Origin of the sequence: Planococcus sp. S3-L1 (assembly GCF_030063085.1) — a bacterium.
Lineage (GTDB): Bacteria > Bacillota > Bacilli > Bacillales_A > Planococcaceae > Planococcus > Planococcus kocurii.
This window is the reverse complement of sequence record NZ_JASISN010000002.1, coordinates 315,817-337,605: the sequence shown is the minus strand read 5'-3', so window position 1 is coordinate 337,605 and position 21,789 is coordinate 315,817. Positions and strand designations below refer to the sequence as shown.

Below are 21,789 nucleotides of genomic sequence, written 5' to 3'. Positions count from 1 at the left end.
CAAGGAAAATAATGATTCCTGCATTCTCAATCTAACCGGCCACCTGTTAATATTCCTGACTGTTCTATCTGTTGACGTAAACAACGCATATCATCCGCTTGCCAAAATTCGTCGCTGCTGATTAGTTTTTCAGCATCTTTTCTAGCTGCTTCAAGCGCTCGGTAATCATGAATCAAATCGGCCATTTTAAATTCTGGAATCCCACTTTGTTTACGGCCGAAAAAGTCACCCGGACCTCTTAACTGCAAATCTTTTTCTGCTAGCACAAAACCATCGTTGGTTTCAGTCATCGTCGTCATACGCTCTTTACCAATTTCTGTCTTCGGGTCTGCCAACAAGATGCAATAAGACTGTTCACTGCCACGTCCAACACGGCCTCGTAATTGGTGTAACTGAGACAAACCGAAACGTTCGGCGTCGTAAATAAGCATAAACGACGCGTTTGGTACATTAACGCCAACCTCTACAACCGTTGTTGACACTAATACGGCAATTTGTCCTTCTGAAAATTCGCGCATTGTCTGTTCTTTTTCATCTGAGTGCAAGCGTCCGTGCATCAATCCAACCGTAAAACGCTCATTGAAATACATCGATAGCTGCTGAAACAAATCAACGGCATTTTGATAATCCAGTTTATCGGATTCCTCGATCAGTGGACAGATGACATAGGCTTGTCGTCCTGCAGCCAACTCTTTTTCCATCCGCCCGACAATTTTGCCGAACATCTCCTTTTTCATCCAATAGGTTTCAATTTCTTTACGACCTGCTGGCATTTCATCGATAACGGATACATCCATTTCTCCAAAAGCAGAAATCGCCAACGTTCGTGGAATTGGTGTAGCCGTCATAAATAGAACATCAGGATTATAGCCTTTATCCTTTAACACACGTCGCTGATCCACGCCAAACCGGTGCTGCTCATCGGTAATAACAAGACCGAGCTTGTGGAATCGTACTTCTGGCTGAATCAACGCATGCGTTCCAATTAACAGATCGATTTCCCCATTTGCTAACTGTTCCAAAATCAATTGTCGTTTCTTTCCTTTTACTGAGCCTGTTAAAAGAGCAATGTTCACTGAAAACGGACTGAACCACTGCACCAATGTGTTAGCATGTTGTTCCGCCAAAATTTCAGTAGGCGCCATTAACGCACCTTGTAGCCCTGCTGTATGAGCTGCATATAACGCAATTGCCGCTACTACTGTTTTACCTGACCCCACATCCCCCTGCAGGAGTCGATTCATACGGAACGGCTCTTTCATATCTTTGCAAATTTCATTGACCACTCGTTTTTGTGCAGCAGTCAAATTGAAAGGCAATGAGTCAATAAATCCCTTCAACCGTTCGAGATCGTAATCGATAAAAGAGCCGCCTTCTTCCTCACGATTTTTTTTACGAAGCGCTTGCATCTTTAATTGAAATACTAATAATTCTTCGTAAACAAAACGCCGACGCGCTTGTTTGACTTTTTCACCATCTGGAGGAAAATGAACCCATTCTAAAGCATCTTGTACCGGCGCTAATTGATAGGCATCAACAAACCTTTTTGGCAAACAATCTTCCATGTCTTCTTTTACTAAATCCAATGCTTGGCGCATCAGCTTGCGAAATGTCTTTTGGTGAATGCTGCCTTTTAAGCTGTAGACTGGTTCGAAATCCGCTCCATTTGTCCTCGGTCCAATCGTGTGACTTGATACCGTAATGACTTGACGTCCACGATCCCATTTACCCGTTAGTGTAATAATTTCTCCCAACTGCAATTTCGCTTTAACATATGGCTGATTGAAAAATATAGCCTTTATCAGATGGCGCCCTACTAACACCCGGACTTGCGTTCGCGATTTATTTTTACCTAAAAAAAGGACGGAAGGTTCGCTTTCGACCCTTCCCTCCACTGTTACGCGTTCATTATGAGGTGTATCGGCCAGATCTTTTAATTGAAAATCCTCATGGCGATACGGAAATGTCATGATCAAGTCATGCAATGTCTCAATTTTCATTTCCTGTAAGGTTTCGGTTGCTTGCTTCCCTACTCCTTTTAATGTGGCGACTGACTCTTTACTGCCCACTTCCGACAACTGCTCCTCCAAAAATTTTGGATTCAAGCCATTTTCCAGTAGGCGTTGCGGCAAGTCCGCCTTTTGCGGTTTCTCTTAGCGCACTCGGCATCGATTGGCCGATTTCGAACATCGCACCAATAACTTCGTCACACGGAATACGGCTAGTCACACCAGCTAACGCCATGTCTGCCGCTACTACTGCATTGGCAGCTCCCATTGCATTACGTTTTACACAAGGCACTTCTACCAATCCCGCCACTGGATCGCAGACTAGACCGAGCATATTCTTCATCGTAATGGCAAATGCTTCTGAGCTTTGCTGAGGCGTACCACCAGCCATTTCAATAATAGCAGCTGATGCCATACCAGCGGCTGATCCGACTTCTGCTTGACAGCCACCTGCTGCACCTGAAATCGATGCATTATTGGCCACAACAAAGCCAAAAGCGCCTGCTGTAAATAAATAACGGATCATTTGCTCGCGTGTTGGATTTAATTTATTTTGCACAGCAAATAACGTACCTGGCACCACGCCAGCAGATCCCGCTGTTGGTGTCGCACAAATTGTTCCCATCGCTGCATTGACTTCGTTAGTCGCAACCGCTTTACTAACTGCGTCAAGCAGCAAATCTCCAGAAAGCGTATTGCCTTTTTCACGGTAAGCTTGCAATAGTACAGCATCTCCACCCGTTAATCCTGAGACCGAGTGAACTCCTTTTAATCCTTTTTCTACCGCTTCTTCCATGACCGTCAAGTTACGATCCATTTGAATCATGATGTCTTCACGCGATCGATTGGTCATCAGTATTTCTTGTTCAATCATAATTTCAGAAATTAATTTCTGTTCTTTTTCAGCCCGTTCAACTAACTCTCTTACATTACGGAATAAAGCTTCCATTATCATAGCCTCCAATTTAATCGGCGATTCGTGTCACCTGCGTGATATTCGGAAGTTTTTTCAATTCGTCCATCACTTCTTTATCAACATTTTGATCTACTTCGATGACCATCAATGCCATATGTCCTTTTTCTTTCCGAGAAACTTCCATGTGACCGATGTTAATATCGTATTTGTAGAGGCAATTCGCAACATTGGCGATACACCCTGAACGATCTTCATGGACAACTAAAATTGCCGGATGGTTCCCTGATAAACGAAGCGGGAAGCCATTTAACTCAGTGATTTCGATTTTTCCGCCACCAATTGAAATGCCCATCATCGACATTTCAGATTTTTCATCTCCAATGACGATACGTGCTGTATTCGGATGATCAACATGACCCGTTTCAGGAATAAACTCATAGGTCATCCCGGCTTTTTGCGCTTCTTCAAACGACGTTTTGATGCGTTCATCAAAAGTATCATAGTCTAATAATCCACCGATGATGGCAACGTCTGTACTGTGCCCTTTATAAGTTTCTGCAAACGAACCGTAAAGGTGCACTTTTGCCCAATCCGGTTGTCTCCCGAACAAATCCCTCGCTACTCTTCCGATGCGGGCTGCTCCCGCAGTATGCGAAGAAGAAGGCCCAATCATGACTGGACCGATTATATCAAAAACAGATTTGAACTTCATGGCTCAAACCCCTCACTTTCAATTTACGTATACTGTTAGTGTACATGATTTCGACTTATTTAACAAAAATAAAAAGCGCATACATTCGTATGCGCCTTAGCCATTTGACTATATTGAAAAAACAAAAATAAAAATTATTCTACAGCAAGTATGAAAGGATACAATGGCTGTTTACCATTATGAATTTCAACTTCAACCGCGCTATTTAAAGACTCAATAAATTCGCCCAATTTCTGAGCATCTGCCGCTGTCGCATCTTCTCCATAAAGAATTGTGACAATTTCCGCTTCGTTGTCTACTAGCTTTTTAGCCAACTCTTCAGTGACACGTTCTAGATTGCTATCAGAAACGATGATTTTCCCTTCGGAAATACCCATGAAATCATCTTTCTTAATGGCAATGCCATCAATCGATGTATCCCGAACAGCAAATGTGACAGAACCTGATTTCACATGTTTTGAAGCACTTGCCATTGCTACTTGGTTGGTTTCTACGGTTGCTTCCGGGTTGAAAGCGAGTAGTGCTGCCATTCCTTGAGGTACATCTTTAGTAGGCACTACAGCCGCTTCAATATCTAAAAGTTCAGCCGCTTGTTCGGCTGCCATAATAATGTTTTTGTTATTCGGCAAAATCAAAACACGCTCTGCACCAATCGATTTAACAGCATTAACGATATCCTCTGTCGATGGATTCATGGTCTGCCCGCCTTCAATGACATACGAAGCTCCAATACTACGCAACAGTTCTGAAATTCCTTCACCCATGGCAACTGTTACAACCGCATAAGGATGTGTCGCTTGTTGTTTAGGTGCATTTTTTTGGAAGCCTTCGCCAACAATATCGATATGCTGTTGACGCATATTCTCGATTTTCATACTGATCAAGCTGCCGTAATCCTGACCATATGTAAGAACTTTTCCAGGTTCTTCCGAATGAATATGAATTTTCGCCACTTCCTCATCTGCGATGACCAATAGCGAATCCCCGTAACTACTCAAGTCAGAACGAAATAAAGCCTCATTAAATTCTTTTTTGCCTGTTTCGAACTTCACCATAAATTCTGTACAGTAGCCAAACTCAATATCGGCGGTATCCATAAAGCCAGCAATGTTTTTATGATGCTCTGCACTGACCAAATCGTTCATTGAATGATGTGCGTGTTTTTCAGGTAATTCTTCCCCTTTTAGCGAAGCAAGAAAGCCTTCGTAAACATATACAAGACCTTGTCCGCCGCTATCAACAACGCCGACTTCTTTTAATACGGGAAGTAAGTCAGGTGTCCGTTCCAAAGAAGCTTTTGCTTCGGTCACTACAGCCTCGAACCAAACAATGAGGTCTTCTTCTGTTTTTGCTGCTTCCATGCCTTTAGCAGCCGCATCTTTTGCGACTGTCAAGATTGTTCCTTCAACTGGTTTCATAACCGCTTTATACGCTGTTTCAACACCGTGTTGAAGAGCTTCTGCAAACTTAAGCGCTGTCAATTCTGATTCTGAAGCAATGTATTTACCAAAACCTCTGAAAAGTTGCGAGAGAATAACACCCGAATTTCCACGTGCTCCCATCAATAAACCTTTAGATAAGGCACCTGCTGTCTTGCCAATATGCGCTTCTGCTTGAGCTGTTGTTTCTTTTGCTCCAGAAGTCATTGACAAATTCATATTGGTCCCCGTGTCTCCATCAGGAACGGGGAAAACATTTAATGCATCAACATAATCCGCATTTTGAAAAAGATGGTGAGATCCCATCTGTACCATTTCTGCGAACTTTACTCCATTTAATGACTTCATAACTGATTCTTCCTCCTCCTACGGGTTCGTTACACGAACTCCCTGGACAAAAATATTGACTGCTTTTACAGACATACCTAATGTTTTAGTAATGGTGTACTTCACTTTGGACTGAACTTGATAAGCTACTTCAGAAATTTTCGTTCCATAGCTAATGATGACATACATATCAATAACCAAATTTTCATCTTCTTGGCGCACAAGAACTCCTTTGGCAAAATTTTCTTTGCGGAGTATATCTGTCAAGCCATCGCGTATTTGGTGTTTCGTTGCCATGCCTACAATGCCATAGCATTCGATTGCTGCGCCGCCTGCTATTTGAGCAATTACATCATTGGAAATATCGATTTGACCATATTCATTCTTTAATTCAATCGACATTGAAATTCCTCCTTGAGTCCTATTTCACTCTTCCCATTCTACCTCAAACCTTTATAGATGAAAAGCCGCCGTTTAAGGTGTAAAGGTTTTTTTCTTTAAAGACCTTCAAATATAGTTGCAAACCCCATATTTCTGTGTTAAATTATTAAAGTATGTGAAACGAAAAACGAACTGAAATTCTATCATAATTTTCAGCTTCACTTGTGAGGAGGGACTTACATGCCTAAAGTATGTGCAGTTAGTGGACGTAAAGCTCGCGCGGGAAATGCCCGTTCGCACGCAATGAATTCGACAAAACGTACATGGGGAGCAAACCTTCAAAAAGTTCGTATCCTTGTAAACGGTAAACCGAAACGTGTATGGGTTTCTGCGAGAGCAATGAAATCAGGTAAAGTTGAGCGCGTATAATCGCTCATGGATAATGCCAGGCTGATCTAATCAGCCTGGCATTTTTTCGTTTTTCACCATGGGTAAAGCACCTTTACACTAGCAATAAAATAGACGGAGAAAAGGTATATTCTTTTCTCCGTCTATTTTATTTGAGAAACTGTATAAGTAGTTCTATCGAAAGTTTACTCCATCCCTAAGCATCTGAACTTTCTATCATCAGACAATAACCGCTGTTGATCGTTACACTTCCAACATTAAAAAGTTCATTGCTGACGAAGCGTGTCGTTCCAAAAGAAATGTCTTCATCCGTTACAGGATATTTAAAACCCGTTAACGTCAAGCCTTTAACTTCCTCTGCAAACGGATAAAACGACACGTAGCGGAAACGCTGATCTTTTTCAAGGCGATGAGTCCCAGGACTTAAAAAACGGAGCCGGTTTTGATTGTTCAACAACACAAAGCGAGTTTTCGGAAATTGCTGTTGATACTTGAACAAGACGTGCAAAACGCTCATGTAATGATCGAGTCGGCCTCCTGTTACTCCCGAAATTATGACAAGATTTGGATGATAGCCCATTGCCGCCTCAAGTCCGAGTTCTGTATCAGACTGATCTTTTTCAGACGGAGAACGTGACAACTCAGGCAAAGCGATCCGTATTTGTTCGTACTCTTTAACGCTTACCGAGTCGAAATCACCGACAGCCGAAATGGGTTGAATTTTTTTGGCGAGCAATGTAAGTGTTCCCGAATCGACGCCTATATACAAAGCTTCTGGAAATAAAGAAAAATCCGGCAGTTCATCTGCCGGACCTCCTGCGATTAAAACGATGTTCAAGAAATCGCCTCTTCTCCTGCTTTCTTGATTGCTTGAAGAGCTTGTGTACGGTCATTTTTGCTATAAATAGCGGAACCTGCCACAAAGACAGTGGCACCTGCTTGTGCACAAGGCACGATTGTTTCTTCATTGATGCCTCCATCAATTTCAATGTCGATGGATAAGCCTTTTTCTTTGATTATATCAGCCAATTGTTTAACTTTTGGCACTACCGAATGAATGAATTTTTGACCACCAAATCCAGGATTGACTGTCATAAACAACACGAGGTCGATGTCTTCAAGAATGTGTTGAATGGTTTCAACCGGCGTATGTGGATTTAACACGACTCCCGGTTTAACACCAAACGAGCGAATCAACTGAATTGTCCGGTGCAAGTGAGGGCATGCTTCTACATGTACCGTAATATAGTCAGCTCCCGCTTTTGCAAATTCTTCAATATAAAGATCTGGATTTTCAATCATCAAATGAACATCCATTGGTAATTTAGTCAACGGCTTAATAGCATTTAAGACGACTGCTCCAAATGAAATGTTCGGCACAAAATGACCATCCATAACATCCACATGAATCCAATCTGCTCCTGCTTTTTCTACTTCTAACACTTCTTCTCCAAGTTTTGCGAAATCTGCTGCTAAAATAGACGGTGCAATTTTAATCATTTGAATACCTCGGCTTTCGACTCATAATTTCTTCTAAAAACTTCAAGTAATGCTTGTAGCGATATGCTGGAATTTCTTTCGCTTCAACTGCCGCTTTAATCGCACACTTCGGTTCATTCATGTGTAAGCATTCTCGGAACTTGCATGCGTTAGAACGTACCGCAAATTCAGGGAAGCACGCAGACAATTCTTCCCGCTCCATCGTTTCAAAGTCAAACGAACTAAAACCAGGCGTATCAGCTAGTAAACCATTATTAACGGCGATCAACTCCACGTGGCGCGTTGTATGTTTGCCTCGGTTTAACGCTTTGGAAATATCGTCCGTCTTTAATTCTAGTGACGGTAAAATCGTATTGAGCATCGTTGATTTTCCAACTCCAGATTGTCCTGCTAACACACTAATTTTGCCTTCAAGGACCGGCATCAATCGGTCTTTTAAATGCGGATCGTCTATGAACGTCGGAATCACTTCATAACCGATTTTTTCATAATCTTCAATATAAGATTGGATTTTTGCGTGTTCTTCTGGCTTTAACAAATCCATTTTCGTTAAACAAATAATGGGTTGAATCGAATGTGATTCAATAGCGGTTAAAAAGCGATCTAACAGTAATGGATGAAAATCAGGTTGTTTTGCTGAAAATACCAAGATTGCTTGGTCAACATTGGTAATTGGTGGACGTACCAATTCATTTTTCCGTTCATGGACATGTAAAATTGTGCCTTCTAACTCATTATCTGCTTTATAGTCGACGTAATCTCCAACTAAAGGTGTTATTTGGCGATTGCGAAAAACTCCTCGTCCACGGCATTGAGTGTAACGTTCACCATCCTCGTCTAATACATAATAAAATCCGCTTAATGCTTTTCTGATTTGACCTTTCGGCATTGTTTCACTCCTTTCATTGGCTATTCTACAGTTGAATAATCAAAGGTTTCTTCTAAAATAATTGTGGAATCACGAACAATTCGGTAAGAGGCACTTTGACCTTGTGCTATTTGCAACTCAATGCGATGAGATTGATCTTCAGTAATGGTAAACTCCTCAAATGGCTCTACCATTGTATGTGTATTGTCTTGAATATAAACTTGAATGGTCTGTTTGACCGGTTCTTCACCTTCAGCAGCAGGCTGGGCCGGTTCATACGGAATTTCTGCCGTGTGAATGTAAGTCTTCAGTGGCTGTTCTGCTTCGCCTGCTGATAATGTCACTTCAATCGTTCCACCCGCTACGAGTTGTTCTCCAGCTGCTGGGCTTTGAGACATAACTTTTCCAGCTTCTACTGCATCTGATGCTTGTTCTGAAACAATACGGATATTAAACCCTGAAGACCGAGCATAGTCGTTCAGATTTGCTTCTGTAAATCCAGCTAAATCTTCTACATTTCGAAGGTCTTCACCTTTACTCACTATAAACTCAACATCCGTTTCACTGACAATCACTTCTTCACCAGCTGCTGGTTGTTGACTCAAAATGGTCCCAACCGGTTCTTCAGAAAATTCTTCAGTAGGTTTTACTGAAGCAAACTCTTTGTCGTTTAGAGATTTTGTGGCTTCTTCTAGCGTGTTGCCGATAAAATCAGCCATTTCGACTTTTTCTTTCCCAATACTAACAAATAACTGAACTTTGGTTTCACGGTCCCTCATTTTCCCAGCTTCTGGAATTGTTCGAATCACATGATTTTCTGCTATTTCTTCTGAATACCCTTCGGTTTCATCGCCTATAACAAAGCCAGCTGCTTGTAGCTCTTCTACCGCTTCGGTGCGTTCCATTTCTGAAACATCAGGCACTGCTACTTGTCGCGGCTCAAACAGTCCAGGAAATGCAATTGCTTGCACCAGACCAGCTAGTAATAAGAAAGACAACACCCCAATAATCCACGGCCATTTCTTTTTCTTCTTTTTGATAGGAGCTTTTTGTTGTTCTTCTACTTTTTTAATAGGTAGCGGCATTGTTTTTGTGTTTGCCTCGCTACCATAAGCTGCCGGGTCTTTAATTGCTGGCATGGCACGTGTTTCATCTTGGTCCACTGGCACAACGAATTTTGGTTCGTTTAGTCGCTCTGGCATCAAAACAGTCGCGAGATCTGCTTCCATTTCGTCAGCAGATTGATAACGATGTTGCACATTTTTAGCAGTTGCTTTTAAGACGACATTTTCCAAGCTTTGTGGCAAAGAAGGAACCGTGTCACGCAGTGAAGGTGTTTCTGTTTGTAGATGCTTTAATGCAATAGAAACAGCTGACTCGCCTGAAAATGGTAACTTACCAGTAATTAATTCGTACATTACAATTCCGAGTGAATAGATATCGGATTTCTTATTGGCTGTACCACCTCGTGCCTGTTCTGGCGACAAATAATGGACGGTTCCTAGTACCGAATTTGTTTGCGTATAGGATGTTGCACTTAACGCCATTGCAATTCCGAAATCGGATATTTTTACATTGCCTTCTGCGTCCATCAAAATATTTTGCGGCTTAATGTCCCGATGGACGATTTGGTTGTGGTGGGCATGCGCCAAAGCCGACGCCAATTGCCTCATAATCTCAACAGCACGCTCAGGAGCTACTGGTGAATGTTCGATTATGTATTCTTTCAAGGTTTTTCCTGGAACGTATTCCATGACCAAGTAATGAATCGACTTATCTTCGCCCACATCAAAAATGTTCACGATATTGGGATGTGCCAAACTAGTCGTAGACAAGGCTTCTCTTTGAAAGCGCCGACGCAATTCTTCTTCATTAGAGAAATCATAACGCAAAATCTTGATGGCGATATCCCGGTCCAAAATCATGTCATGTGCTAAATATACATTGGACATCCCACCGCCACCGATCAATTCCTTGATCTTATAGCGGCCGTTGATACTTTTTCCAATCAACATAATTACACCTCCTTATCCATAGAGGACAGAAGAATTAACGAAATATTATCTTCTCCTCCTAGATCGTTGGCCAAATTTACTAGCTCCTGGCCCTTTTGGGATAAAGGAGCCGTAGCACGAACGATGGAGGCAAGTTCTTCTTTCGGAATTTTATTGCTCAAGCCGTCTGAACAAATTAATAGGTACGAAGCATCTGCAAATGAAAAATCGATTAACTCTCTTTCAATCCCCGATTCAGTACCAAGTGCACGAACGATCCAATTTTTCTTTGGATGCGCTTCCGCTTCTGCTTGAGTAATTTCACCACTGTCTACAAGTACGTTAACGTAAGAGTGATCTCTTGTAATTTGCTGTATCGTCTCGTTAATTAGATACGCACGGCTGTCACCAATATGACATAAAACACCTTCATCGCCTTCAATTAGCGCGGCGATTAATGTCGTGCCCATACCTTTACATTCTTGATTAGCTACCGAGTGATCAAACACTACACGATTAATCGTATCGATTCTTCCTGAAAGCCACTCCTTTTTGCTATCTAGTGTCAAAAACGCTGTGTCGTCATCTTCTAAAAAGTAGTGACTCAACTGATCAACAGTCATTTGACTAGCAACGTCACCAGCCTTGTGACCACCCATACCGTCTGCTACGATCGCCAACATTAGTCCACTTGGTCGCTTAAGTACTGCAACACTGTCTTCGTTCACGACGCGAATTTTACCTGTATCGCTCTCAACCACATACTGAAACAAATTACGACACCCCGATTCTCTTTAAGCTATTGCTGTCTTTTGTGTCTTTTTGAAAGCTGCAATGAAAAAACCATCGCTTCCATAATCCTGCGGAAACACTTGAACAAAACCTGTATGTTTAATGCCCATTGTTGCTGGCAAAGCTGCCTGAACCTTCTCCATTTCAGGATGTTCTTTCAAAAACCGTTCAGCTGTCCCTCTGTTTTCAACAGCATCTACTGTGCAGGTGCTATAAACCAAAATGCCATCCTCTTTTAATAAACGAGCTGCTTGGTCCAGCAATTCGAGTTGAATTTCTTGTAACCGCGCAAAGTCCGCTTCTTTTTTTGTGTACTTAATATCAGGTTTGCGCTTAATAACACCTAATCCACTACAAGGTGCATCCACGAGAACACGGTCAAATTGCTCTTCGCCAAAACGTTCGACACTTTGCTTGCCATCACCTACTATTGTTTCAATAACAGTGTGACCCAGTCTTGCAGCATTTTCATCAATTAGCTTTACTTTGTGCTGATGCAAATCAAGCGCGTACAAAGTCCCGCTATTGTTCATTTTTTCAGCGATATGAGTCGTTTTCCCACCCGGTGCTGCACACATATCTAGAACTGTCATACCTGGTTCAACTTGCAAGGCGTAAGCTGGAAGCATCGAACTTTCATCTTGAATCGTAATAAAACCTTTTTCAAATGTTGCCGTTCTCGCAGGTTGGCCATTTGTAACGATTAAACATTCCGGAATCAGTTTGCTCGGTACAGCTTCTAATTCTTCTGACTGAAGCATTTCAATCACTTCATCAACCGAAGCACGAGCTGTATTAACACGCACTGTTTGTGCTGGTGTCTTGTTATTCTCTAACGCCATTTCACGTGTTTTTTCTAAACCGAATTGCTCTGCCCAGCGTCTAATCATCCATTCGGGATGACTTGTTTCGATGGAGATTTTTTCGAATGGGTCGCTGATTGTATTGAATGAGCGAACACCGTTTCGCTGCACTGAGCGCAATACGCCGTTGATGACAGACGCAACTCCCCCGTGCCCGCGACGTTTAGCAATTTCAACTGCTTCGTGAACGACGGCGTGTGCAGGAATTCGATCTAAATAAACAATTTGATACAAAGACAGTCTCAACAAAGTTTTGACCCATGGCTCAATTTTCCCTTTTAAGTAAGGCTCTAAATAATAATCCAATGTCATTTGGTGTTGCAACGTACCGTACGTAATTTCTGTCAGTAAGCCCCTATTTTTAGCTGCGATGCCGTAGCTTTCGATAGTTTGATGAAGCAATAGGTTACTGTAAGCTTGCTTGTTTTCAACAGCCCAAAGAATCGAAAACGCAGCATCTCGGACATTGCCTTGAAGTTTTTTATTTTTCATTGGAATAAATCTCCTACCTGGATGTTAAGTCCTTTTAAATAATCTTTTGCTGTCATGCGTTTTTTTCCAGCTGGTTGCAACTCAGTAATTGCCAAAACACCTTCACCCGTTTGCACCAAAATCGAATCTTCGGTTAAGCCGACTACTTGACCCGTATGGCCTTTTGCGTTTGACGAAGTTTTTTCTGTCCACCAGATTTTCATAGTAGCTCCATTAACACTCGTATACGCGACCGGCCACGGGTGTAAACCGCGTACTTGGTTGTAAATCGCTGTAGCCGATTTCGACCAATCGATTTGTTCTTGTTCGCGCGAAATATTGCGTGCATAAGTAACAGCCTGATCATCTTGTGGAATACGGTTATTGGTCCCAGCAATTATCGATGGTAACGTTTGTTGTAACAAATCACGCCCTGCAACACTCAATTTATCGAACATACTACCGGTATGATCTTGTTCTTCGATTGACACAGTTACTTGCGAGATGATGTCGCCTGCATCTAGTCGGTCAACCATATACATGATTGTCACACCAGTTTCAGACTGACCATCTATAATGGCTTGATGAATCGGAGCACCACCACGGTATGCTGGCAGTAAAGAAGCATGCACATTGATTGCGCCAAGTTTTGGAGCTTCTAGTAATTCACTTGGTAAAATTTGTCCAAATGCTGCGGTGACGATTAAGTCTGCTTGTAAGTCTAACACCTGTTGAAGTTCATCTTTGTTTTTCAGTTTTTCTGGTTGATATACGGGTAAGCCAAGACGCAACGCCTCTTCTTTTACAGGTGTTGGTGTCATTATTTTTTTACGTCCCACTGGTCGATCAGGTTGCGTGACTACTGAAATTACATCGTAGCCTTCTTCGACCAGCATACGTAATATTGGTGCTGAAAAAGCCGGAGTTCCCATAAAGACAATTTTGGTCAAACCTGTTCCTCCTCTGCTTCTTGCTGACGAATCATTTCATCTAATTCTTCTTGTGTAACATATTTGGTGATTTTGCTAGTAAACAAGATACCATCTAAATGATCCATTTCGTGTTGAATTGCACGAGCTTCGTAGCCTTCTGCCTCTAATTCGTACCAAGAGCCATCACGTTCTTGTGCTTTAATTTTTATGTGGTCGTAGCGTTCCACTTCTCCGAAAATTCCTGGAAAACTTAAGCATCCTTCGATATCCGTTTCAGCGCCTTCAAACAGCACCAATTCCGGGTTAATCATTTCAATCGGTTCTTGACCTTCACGAAAATCGACAATGGCTGCTCGGACTGCGATGCCTACTTGAGGAGCAGCGATTCCGACGCCATCTGATTCAACCATTGTGTCGTGCATGTCATCTAAAAGAATCGCTAAGTTCTTATCAAAAGTAGTTACAGCTATACATTTTTTCTCTAATACTTCGTTAGGGTGTTTTATAACAGGTCTGATTGACATATTCATTTCCTCTTTTCTCTTACATGACCGATGTCGGGTTCATATCAATCGACAAAGTAGCACCTTTTTTTAGCCACTCCGCGCGGTGCATTTTGATCAACTGCTGCATCGTCTCGGTCAGTTTCGGTTCTTTTTTGTATTTTATCAAACATTGATAGCGATATCTATTGTTGACACGAGCAATTAGCGAAGCTGAAGGTCCGATGATCAAGGTTCCAGGGGACAACTGACTCTTCAAATAACGGACTGCTTGTTCTGCATATTCGGCGACTGTCATTAAATCCTCATGCGTAAACTGGATATTGACAACATAATAATACGGCGGGTAACCGCTTGTTCTGCGCATCGCCATTTCTTGCTCGTAAAAAGGTTCGTACAATTGATCTTTTGCTAACGTAATTGCGTAATGTTCTGGCGTGTACGACTGAACAAAAACAGTACCCGGAAGAACGTCACGACCTGCTCGACCACTAACTTGCGTTAATAATTGATAGGTCTTTTCTGCCGCACGAAAGTCAGGCAAATGAAGTGTCGTATCCGCTGACAGTACACCGACTAATGTGATGTTGGGAAAGTCCAGTCCTTTGGCAATCATTTGAGTGCCAAGCAAAATATCTGCTTTGCCTTCGCCAAATGCTGAAAGAATTTTTTCATGTGCGCCTTTTGTACGTGTCGTGTCAACGTCCATTCGTAAAACTCGAGCTTGCGGCACTACTTTTGCTAACTCTTCTTCGACTTTCTGTGTACCGGTTCCAAAAAACCGGATATGCTCACTTTCACATTCCGGACAGGTTTTCGGTACACGTTCGTCATAGCCGCAATAATGGCACCTCATCGTTTCGCTTGACCGATGATACGTTAGTGAAATATCGCAATTTGGACATTGCATGACCGTACCACAATCACGGCATAGTACGAACGATGAATAGCCGCGTTTGTTAAGAAACAGCACAGTTTGCTGTTTTTTCTCTAAACGATCACGAATAGCGTCCGCCAATTGTACAGAGAACATGGAACGATTGCCATTCCGCAATTCTTCACGCATGTCGACAATATGAACTTCAGGCAAAGGTTGATTTTTTGCACGTTTTTCCAGCACTAATAATTCATAGACGCCTTTTTGTGCGCGCGCGTATGATTCGAGTGAAGGTGTCGCACTGCCCAAAATAACCGGACAATTATGATACTCACTGCGCCAAATTGCCATGTCTCTTGCATGATAGCGCGGGGAATCGTCTTGTTTATAGCTTGATTCGTGCTCTTCATCGAGGATAATTAGACCCAAGTTCTGAAACGGCGCAAAAATAGCCGAACGCGCCCCGACAACCACTTTCACTTCAGCTCGTTGGATTTTACGCCATTCGTCGTATTTTTCACCAGCCGACAAGCCACTATGAAGAACTGCAACTTGATCACCAAATCGTTCTTTAAAACGAATGGTCATTTGAGGCGTCAGTGAAATTTCTGGTACGAGCATAATTGCTTCTTTGCCTTGCTTAAGCACTTTGTCAATTGTCTGTAAGTAAATCTCTGTTTTCCCACTTCCCGTAATACCGTGCAATAGGAAGGTTTTGGGTGTATTCAATGCGCTATCAATCCGATCAAAAGCAGCTTGCTGCGCTTGAGTCAATTTCAAGAAAGATTTCTGTTCAATTGCCGTTAACAGCATTGGATCGCGGTAAGATTCCATATTGGAAATCTGAGCTGCGCCTTTTTCAACCAAACTATAAATAGTTGGCAAGGTAACCCCGGCTTCTTTTTGCAGTTGAGAAGATTCGATGGCCCGTCCTGCATTTTTCAGGAAATACTCCATTAGCTTTACTTGTTGTTTTGCATTTGCGCGAATGTTTAAAGCTTCTAATGCTTCTAAACTACTTGAGATATGAACCATTCGCACCTTTTTTACAGCAGTTTGCTGCTGAATGTCCGTATCGGCTATAATGGTTCCTTTTTCCATTTCTTTTTTTAATAGTCCGTAGACATCGACTGCATCCTGCAATCGAATGAATGGTCGGCTTTCAAAATAAGGGCGTAAAGGAGGCGCAATTTCTTCAAGCGCTGCATTCAGCACAAAGCGTTTTTCGTATTTTGCACGCAAGGCTGCCGGTACCATAACTTGCAGCGCATCAATTTCAAAACATACCGTTTGTTGCTTCATCCACTGTGCCATTTTTAATAATTCTTCATTTAATACAGGTACTACGTCCATTAGCTCATGGATGGGTTTTAGACGTTTCGGATCAAATTCTGAGGACGACTTAATTTTCGTAATGAATCCTAGCACTTTACGGTTGCCGAACGGTACTTTCACACGCATCCCTGGCTCTGCCAAAACTTCCACTTCGGTTGGGATGGCATAGTCAAAAGGCCGGTCGATTGGATGTGCAGCAACGTCTACGATAACTTCAGCTATCATGCGATTCTTCTCTATCCGTAATCAGCTTAAACAATTGGCGTGCCAATTGCTGCTTGGGCATCATGTCAAAAATTTGCTCAAAGTCATTTTTCCCATAAATCGTAACTCGATTCGTATCCGATTCAAACCCTGCTTGGACTTCTGTTACATCATTGGCAATAATGTAATCTGCATTTTTACGCGCTAGCTTATCTTTAGCATATTGACTTACATTATTGGTTTCAGCTGCAAAACCAATCAATATTTGATTGGTTTTATGCTGACCAAGATGTTGAAGAATATCAACTGTTCGTTCTAGAACAAGGGTTGAATTGCCTTGTTGTTTTTTTATTTTTTGATTGGCAATTGCTTGTGGTCTATAATCGGCAACTGCTGCTGTTTTAACAACATAATTTGCCGTCTCGTATTGAGCTGCTACTGCCTGCAACATGTCTTCAGCGCTTTCCACTAGAATTCTTGTTACGCCACTCGGTACTGGTAATGAAACCGGACCACTAATCAAGATTGTTTCAGCACCCATCTCAGCTGCTGCTGCGGCCATGGCATAGCCCATTTTTCCGCTGGAAAAATTAGTCAAAAAACGAACCGGATCAATTCGTTCACGAGTTGGTCCCGCTGTTACAACTACTTTTTTACCAGCCAGTATATATTCACTTGAAAAATAATCGTTGATTAATGCTGTAATTTTTTCTGGTTCTTCTAAACGACCTTTCCCAACATATCCACAGGCAAGAAACCCTTCAGATGGCTCGATAAAACGGATGCCGTCTTCATGAAGCTGCTGGATATTGCGTTTGACTGCCGGATGGTCATACATATGGACATTCATTGCTGGTGCAATCCAAATAGGTGCAGTTGCAGCAAGTAAAGTCGTTGTCACCATATCATCACCGATGCCATTTGCCAATTTCCCGATAACATTGGCAGTGCCAGGCGCTACAATAATCAGGTCTGCCCAATCCGCAAGATCGATATGCGCAATGACAGAAGAATCCTTTTCATCAAACGTATCCGTGTAGACATCGTTTCTCGACATGACCTGAAAAGTTAGCGGTTGCACAAATTGCTGCGCTGACTCTGTCATCATCACTTTTACAGAAGCGCCGGCTTGAGACAGTTTACTAACAAGTGCCACCGCTTTATAAACGGCGATTCCTCCGCTGACACATAATAGAATTTTACGATTCTCCACCAACTGAAACACCCTTTCTAAACAACAAACTCCCAAAGAACAAATTTGCTCTGGGAGTCGTCTGTTGCGATTAATGGTTAAATTTCATCTTCATATATTGCGAATTCATCTTGTTTTTCTTGTGTTAAAACGCCAGCTGCTACTTCTTCAAGCGCTTTTCCAACCGATTTAACTGAAACGTATGAATCTAGTTTTTCATCACCGTTTTCGTGCAATTGACGTGCACGTTTTGAAGCAAGTGCCACCAATGAGTATTTTGAATCAATGCGGCTTTTTAGTTTATCAACGGATGGGTATAACATCAGACATTCTCCTTTAGCATATCAAAGTATCTTCTTTCAACACGCTCACGCTTGCAATGTTCTGCAATAATGATGGCATTGATTCGATCACAGGCATTTTCAACTTCATCGTTTTCTACAACATAATCGTACAAGTTCATCATTTCCAACTCTTGACGAGCGGCTTGCAACCGAGAAGCAATCACTTCATCCGATTCAGTACCACGTCCGACAAGTCGCTCTTCTAATTCTGATAAACTTGGTGGTGCTAAGAAAATAAACAAGCCATCTGGAACTTTCGAGCGCACTTGTGCTGCACCTTGAACTTCTATTTCTAGGAACACATCGCGGCCAGCATCGCGCATTTTGTTAACATACGCAAGCGGTGTACCGTAATAGTTCCCAACAAATTCTGCGTACTCTAGCAACTCATCTTGCTCAATCAATCTTTCAAATTCACGCTTCGTCTTGAAAAAATAATCTTCTTCGTCAACTTCTCCTTCACGAGGCGACCTAGTCGTCATCGAGATAGAGTATTCATAATTTGTATCCGGCTGTGAGAACAGCTCTTTTCGTACCGTGCCTTTGCCAACACCCGAAGGCCCTGATAGGACGATCAGCAGTCCACGTTGGTTTCTCATTTTATCCCTCATTTACCTCGTCATCATTTTCTACTTAAACGCAGGAACGCGGTCTTGGCAAACACCATAGAAACCCATCCATAGCTATTTGCTACGCGATTCCCAGATCAGTTAGTTTGCCGACGTGTGAGTCTAGTGTGATAATGGAAACCATTCGGCTGACCGGAGATGCTTTCAATTATCAACAAAAAGAAATGTTGCGTTTCTCACCAAACTCTTCGCCGCCATTTACGACCAATCGTTGTTCTTCGTTTTCTTACTAACTGTCTTATTATATCATAATACACCGTGAAAATGATAAGATGGAACAAAACGATTTGAAAGAGGGATATTTAATGGCATTTGATGGATTATTCACAAAATCGATGACTGGCGAACTTCAACAACTGGTCACCGGCAGGATTTCAAAAGTTCATCAGCCCAACCAGCTTGAACTACTTTTACATATACGGGCTCAAGGAAAAAATCATAAATTGCTCATTTCGATTCATCCATCGTATTCACGGATTCACTTGACAGCAGCAGCGAACGTCAACCCTTCTGAACCACCGATGTTTTGCATGTTGTTACGCAAGCATATCGAAGGCGGCGTCATCACAGAAATTTCTCAATACGGAATGGACCGTCTCATCATGCTGAAAATCAAAGCAAAAAATGAAATCGGCGATGACATTGAACGTGAGCTACACGTTGAAATGATGGGACGACATTCCAACGTTATTTTAATCGACGCTGAGCGAACCATGATTCTCGACAGCTTGAAGCACTTGCCGCCAAGCGTCAATTCGTTTCGGACCATTCTTCCCGGACAGCCGTATATCTTTCCACCTGCTCAGGAGAAAAAGGATCCATTTGAATCCATTGACGAATTGAACAAAGCTGAACCCTCTGAAATTGTCGGTCAGTTTTCTGGCTTTTCGCCACTCAACGCACGTGAACTTGCGTTTCGTCTAGAAAGCTCTGCGGATAAGACTGAAACGACTAAAGCGTTTCTTGCTGATTTCTCAAAAGCTGATCCGACCGGCTATTATGTCGAATACCAAGGAAAAAGCTTCTTTTCTGCCAGCCCATTAACCCATATCGCAGAAAACGGTCTTGAATTTAGCACACTCGGTGAACTACTCGACCGAATGTATTATGCCAAAGCCGAACGTGATCGTGTAAAACAACAAGCCGGTGATTTGGAAAGATGGCTACAAAATGAGATTTCTAAACTAAAACTCAAGCTGAAAAAACTAAAAAAAGAGCAAGACCAAGCTGAAAAACGCGATGTTCTTCAGTTAAATGGCGAATTAATTATGGCCAATCTTCACCGTATGACTAAAGGCATGAAGGAAATCGAAGTTGATAATTATTACAATGATGAAAAAGTGACCATTACGTTAGATCCGCGTAAAACACCAATTGATAATTCACAGCGTTACTATTCACGCTACCAAAAAGCTAAAACAGCCGTTGTCAAAACGCAAGAACAAATAAGTAAGACAGAAGAAGATGTCGAGTATTTCGAAACCTTAATGTCTCAAGTTCAACAAGCTGGCATTTCAGATATTGAAGAAATTCGCGAAGAACTAGCTGAACAAGGATTTATGAAAGCACAGAAATCAAAGAAAAAGAAAAAACCTACTAAGCCTTCTGTGGAGTCTTACGTGTCTTCTGCGGGAATACCCATTTCTGTCGGTAAAAACAATAAGCAAAACGATTACGTGACATTTAAAGTAGCAGCCAAGTCTGATGTATGGCTGCATACGAAAGACATTCCAGGGTCTCACGTCATTATCCATGATAACAATCCGGATGAAACGACGATACTTGAAGCAGCCACAATCGCCGCATATTTCAGTAAAGCAAGAGAGTCGTCTTCTGTTCCTGTCGATTACACCGAGGCACGACAAGTAAAAAAACCGAATGGCTCAAAACCAGGTTTTGTTATTTATTTCGAACAAAAAACCGTGTTTGTAACGCCTGATGAAGAACTGGTTATTAAGTTAAAAAAATAGTTTATGTGCCGGAAAGCTCTTTGCTTTCTGGTTTTTTTGTAAAAATTAAGAGGTTTGTCTAAACAATAGCTTTGGACATCGCTCTCGCAATTAGCCGGAGTTTAATAATTTGAGAGTACATACTCTCTCTTTAAGAGCAACCAGCTATTTAGTTCACATAATTAAAATACCGTTAACACAAAAATAAATTCAATTTGAAGTTAAAACATTGCCCTAGTTTAGAGTAAATGCTATGTTCTAAAAAGATTTAAATTTAAGGGGGTTTTATTACATGAATACATATTTCTTGAAAAAAAAGACGTTTTTAACAACCGGTGTACTTGCTACATTGTTATTGGTTGGATGTAGTAATGAGGAAAGTTCAACCACGAAAGAAACATCAGCTTGGGACGAAATTCAAGACAAAGGTTCTTTAACAGTCGCTACTTCTGGTACATTGTTAGCAACATCTTTTCGTGATTCTGAATCTGATGAATTAACCGGTTTTGAAGTGGAAGTTGTACGTGAACTCGGTAATCGTTTAGAACTTGATATCGAATTTAAAGAACTTGGATTTGATGAGATGTTGACGAGCGTAAATACAGGCCAAATAGATCTTGCCGCAAATGATATTGAAATTACAGAAGACCGTGCCGAAGAATTTATTTTTTCGACGCCAATTAAACATTCATACGGCACAGCTGTTGTTCGAAAAGATGATTTATCGGACATTTCAAGTTTAGAAGATTTACCGGGCAAAAAAGCAGCTGGGGCTTCTACTTCAATTTACATGGAAATTGCACGTGATTATGGGGCCGAAGAAGTTACTTATGATAACGCTTCAAACGAGGTGTACTTAAGAGACGTGTCCATCGGTCGGACAGATGTTATTTTAAACGATTATTATTTGTCGACATTTGGAGTAGCGGCTTTTCCTGAACTAAATATCACCATTCATCCGGATATTAAATACGCACCATCAGAAGTGGGTCTTGTCATGAACAAAGACAATACGGAACTTGCTGACCATGTCGACACAGCTCTAGAAGAAATGTTGAAAGATGGTACAATTACAGAAATTTCTAAAGAATTTTTTGGTGGTGCAGATGTCTCTATTAAACCTGATATTGAAGAAAATTAAACA

The 21,789-nt window shown here is 41.7% G+C and carries 20 protein-coding genes; 3 read left to right on the top strand and 17 right to left on the bottom strand.

Features of this window, described 5'->3' with window-relative positions:
* Window positions 1-26: 26 nt before the first annotated feature.
* The 5 genes from recG to QMF37_RS03725 form a co-directional block, all read right to left on the bottom strand.
* Window positions 27-2,069 carry an ATP-dependent DNA helicase RecG gene (gene recG, locus QMF37_RS03745; protein ID WP_071153650.1) on the bottom strand — a complete coding sequence of 681 codons (2,043 nt, stop codon included), beginning with the start codon at window positions 2,067-2,069 and terminating at the stop codon, window positions 27-29.
* On the bottom strand, window positions 2,059-2,958 hold the full coding sequence (sdaAA, locus tag QMF37_RS03740) for an L-serine ammonia-lyase, iron-sulfur-dependent, subunit alpha (protein WP_058384918.1): 900 nt from the start codon (window positions 2,956-2,958) through the stop codon (window positions 2,059-2,061). The genes recG and sdaAA overlap by 11 nt, the downstream gene beginning before the upstream one ends.
* 16 nt (window positions 2,959-2,974) lie before the next feature.
* On the bottom strand, window positions 2,975-3,637 hold the full coding sequence (gene sdaAB, locus QMF37_RS03735) for an L-serine ammonia-lyase, iron-sulfur-dependent subunit beta (protein WP_058384917.1): 663 nt from the start codon (window positions 3,635-3,637) through the stop codon (window positions 2,975-2,977).
* Between the two features lie 134 nt (window positions 3,638-3,771).
* Complete coding sequence (locus QMF37_RS03730) at window positions 3,772-5,424, bottom strand: DAK2 domain-containing protein (protein ID WP_071153640.1); 1,653 nt, start codon at window positions 5,422-5,424, stop codon at window positions 3,772-3,774.
* An 18-nt stretch (window positions 5,425-5,442) separates the two neighbouring features.
* Window positions 5,443-5,805, bottom strand: coding sequence for an Asp23/Gls24 family envelope stress response protein (locus QMF37_RS03725; protein WP_058384915.1), 363 nt, complete (start codon window positions 5,803-5,805; stop codon window positions 5,443-5,445).
* A 219-nt stretch (window positions 5,806-6,024) separates the two neighbouring features.
* On the opposite strand from QMF37_RS03725, the gene rpmB reads away from it, so the two are divergent.
* A complete protein-coding gene (gene rpmB, locus QMF37_RS03720; protein ID WP_058384914.1) occupies window positions 6,025-6,213 on the top strand; it encodes a 50S ribosomal protein L28 in 189 nt (62 codons plus the stop codon).
* 175 nt (window positions 6,214-6,388) lie between these two features.
* Here rpmB and QMF37_RS03715 read toward each other — a convergent pair whose 3' ends face one another.
* The 12 genes from QMF37_RS03715 to gmk all read right to left on the bottom strand — a co-directional run bounded on the left by QMF37_RS03715 (window position 6,389) and on the right by gmk (window position 18,666).
* Window positions 6,389-7,030, bottom strand: coding sequence for a thiamine diphosphokinase (locus tag QMF37_RS03715; protein ID WP_283476634.1), 642 nt, complete (start codon window positions 7,028-7,030; stop codon window positions 6,389-6,391).
* Window positions 7,027-7,692 (bottom strand): ribulose-phosphate 3-epimerase, encoded by a 666-nt coding sequence (gene rpe, locus QMF37_RS03710; RefSeq protein ID WP_071153638.1) that lies wholly within the window; start codon window positions 7,690-7,692, stop codon window positions 7,027-7,029. The genes QMF37_RS03715 and rpe overlap by 4 nt, the downstream gene beginning before the upstream one ends.
* Window positions 7,685-8,581: a ribosome small subunit-dependent GTPase A gene (rsgA, locus tag QMF37_RS03705; protein ID WP_058384911.1), complete on the bottom strand. Its 897-nt coding sequence runs from the start codon at window positions 8,579-8,581 to the stop codon at window positions 7,685-7,687. The genes rpe and rsgA overlap by 8 nt, the downstream gene beginning before the upstream one ends.
* Window positions 8,582-8,601: 20 nt before the next feature.
* A complete protein-coding gene (gene pknB / locus QMF37_RS03700; RefSeq protein WP_078080565.1) occupies window positions 8,602-10,575 on the bottom strand; it encodes a Stk1 family PASTA domain-containing Ser/Thr kinase in 1,974 nt (657 codons plus the stop codon).
* Window positions 10,576-10,577: 2 nt separating this feature from the next.
* Window positions 10,578-11,327 (bottom strand): Stp1/IreP family PP2C-type Ser/Thr phosphatase, encoded by a 750-nt coding sequence (locus QMF37_RS03695; protein WP_283476629.1) that lies wholly within the window; start codon window positions 11,325-11,327, stop codon window positions 10,578-10,580.
* 21 nt (window positions 11,328-11,348) lie between these two features.
* Window positions 11,349-12,701, bottom strand: coding sequence for a 16S rRNA (cytosine(967)-C(5))-methyltransferase RsmB (rsmB, locus tag QMF37_RS03690; protein ID WP_071153636.1), 1,353 nt, complete (start codon window positions 12,699-12,701; stop codon window positions 11,349-11,351).
* Window positions 12,698-13,630 carry a methionyl-tRNA formyltransferase gene (fmt, locus tag QMF37_RS03685; protein ID WP_283476626.1) on the bottom strand — a complete coding sequence of 311 codons (933 nt, stop codon included), beginning with the start codon at window positions 13,628-13,630 and terminating at the stop codon, window positions 12,698-12,700. The genes rsmB and fmt overlap by 4 nt, the downstream gene beginning before the upstream one ends.
* Window positions 13,627-14,136 (bottom strand): peptide deformylase, encoded by a 510-nt coding sequence (gene def, locus QMF37_RS03680; RefSeq protein ID WP_283476624.1) that lies wholly within the window; start codon window positions 14,134-14,136, stop codon window positions 13,627-13,629. Before def ends, fmt begins: the two co-directional genes overlap by 4 nt.
* 19 nt (window positions 14,137-14,155) lie before the next feature.
* Complete coding sequence (gene priA, locus QMF37_RS03675) at window positions 14,156-16,552, bottom strand: primosomal protein N' (RefSeq protein WP_283476622.1); 2,397 nt, start codon at window positions 16,550-16,552, stop codon at window positions 14,156-14,158.
* Window positions 16,542-17,747 carry a bifunctional phosphopantothenoylcysteine decarboxylase/phosphopantothenate--cysteine ligase CoaBC gene (gene coaBC, locus QMF37_RS03670; RefSeq protein ID WP_283476620.1) on the bottom strand — a complete coding sequence of 402 codons (1,206 nt, stop codon included), beginning with the start codon at window positions 17,745-17,747 and terminating at the stop codon, window positions 16,542-16,544. The genes priA and coaBC overlap by 11 nt, the downstream gene beginning before the upstream one ends.
* A gap of 74 nt (window positions 17,748-17,821) precedes the next feature.
* The gene (rpoZ, locus tag QMF37_RS03665) at window positions 17,822-18,046 is read right to left on the bottom strand and encodes a DNA-directed RNA polymerase subunit omega (RefSeq protein ID WP_058384903.1); all 225 of its coding nucleotides are present in this window, start codon (window positions 18,044-18,046) and stop codon (window positions 17,822-17,824) included.
* Window positions 18,046-18,666 (bottom strand): guanylate kinase, encoded by a 621-nt coding sequence (gene gmk / locus QMF37_RS03660; protein ID WP_058384902.1) that lies wholly within the window; start codon window positions 18,664-18,666, stop codon window positions 18,046-18,048. Before gmk ends, rpoZ begins: the two co-directional genes overlap by 1 nt.
* A gap of 335 nt (window positions 18,667-19,001) precedes the next feature.
* Here gmk and QMF37_RS03655 point away from each other — a divergent pair, with 335 nt between their 5' ends.
* Window positions 19,002-20,666 (top strand): Rqc2 family fibronectin-binding protein, encoded by a 1,665-nt coding sequence (locus QMF37_RS03655; RefSeq protein ID WP_078080566.1) that lies wholly within the window; start codon window positions 19,002-19,004, stop codon window positions 20,664-20,666.
* 271 nt (window positions 20,667-20,937) lie between these two features.
* The gene (locus QMF37_RS03650) at window positions 20,938-21,786 is read left to right on the top strand and encodes a transporter substrate-binding domain-containing protein (protein WP_071153632.1); all 849 of its coding nucleotides are present in this window, start codon (window positions 20,938-20,940) and stop codon (window positions 21,784-21,786) included.
* The last annotated feature ends 3 nt before the right edge of the window (window positions 21,787-21,789 follow it).

Coding starts and splice junctions, on each gene's coding strand:
- QMF37_RS03650 (WP_071153632.1), top strand. CDS start 20,938: ATGAATACATATTTCTTGAAAAAAAAGACGTTTTTAACAACCGGTGTA.
- sdaAB (WP_058384917.1), bottom strand. CDS start 3,637: ATGAAGTTCAAATCTGTTTTTGATATAATCGGTCCAGTCATGATTGGG.
- rpe (WP_071153638.1), bottom strand. CDS start 7,692: ATGATTAAAATTGCACCGTCTATTTTAGCAGCAGATTTCGCAAAACTT.
- QMF37_RS03655 (WP_078080566.1), top strand. CDS start 19,002: ATGGCATTTGATGGATTATTCACAAAATCGATGACTGGCGAACTTCAA.
- def (WP_283476624.1), bottom strand. CDS start 14,136: ATGTCAATCAGACCTGTTATAAAACACCCTAACGAAGTATTAGAGAAA.
- rpoZ (WP_058384903.1), bottom strand. CDS start 18,046: ATGTTATACCCATCCGTTGATAAACTAAAAAGCCGCATTGATTCAAAA.
- gmk (WP_058384902.1), bottom strand. CDS start 18,666: ATGAGAAACCAACGTGGACTGCTGATCGTCCTATCAGGGCCTTCGGGT.
- priA (WP_283476622.1), bottom strand. CDS start 16,552: ATGATAGCTGAAGTTATCGTAGACGTTGCTGCACATCCAATCGACCGG.
- QMF37_RS03725 (WP_058384915.1), bottom strand. CDS start 5,805: ATGTCGATTGAATTAAAGAATGAATATGGTCAAATCGATATTTCCAAT.
- pknB (WP_078080565.1), bottom strand. CDS start 10,575: ATGTTGATTGGAAAAAGTATCAACGGCCGCTATAAGATCAAGGAATTG.
- QMF37_RS03730 (WP_071153640.1), bottom strand. CDS start 5,424: ATGAAGTCATTAAATGGAGTAAAGTTCGCAGAAATGGTACAGATGGGA.
- rsgA (WP_058384911.1), bottom strand. CDS start 8,581: ATGCCGAAAGGTCAAATCAGAAAAGCATTAAGCGGATTTTATTATGTA.
- rsmB (WP_071153636.1), bottom strand. CDS start 12,701: ATGAAAAATAAAAAACTTCAAGGCAATGTCCGAGATGCTGCGTTTTCG.
- rpmB (WP_058384914.1), top strand. CDS start 6,025: ATGCCTAAAGTATGTGCAGTTAGTGGACGTAAAGCTCGCGCGGGAAAT.
- sdaAA (WP_058384918.1), bottom strand. CDS start 2,958: ATGGAAGCTTTATTCCGTAATGTAAGAGAGTTAGTTGAACGGGCTGAA.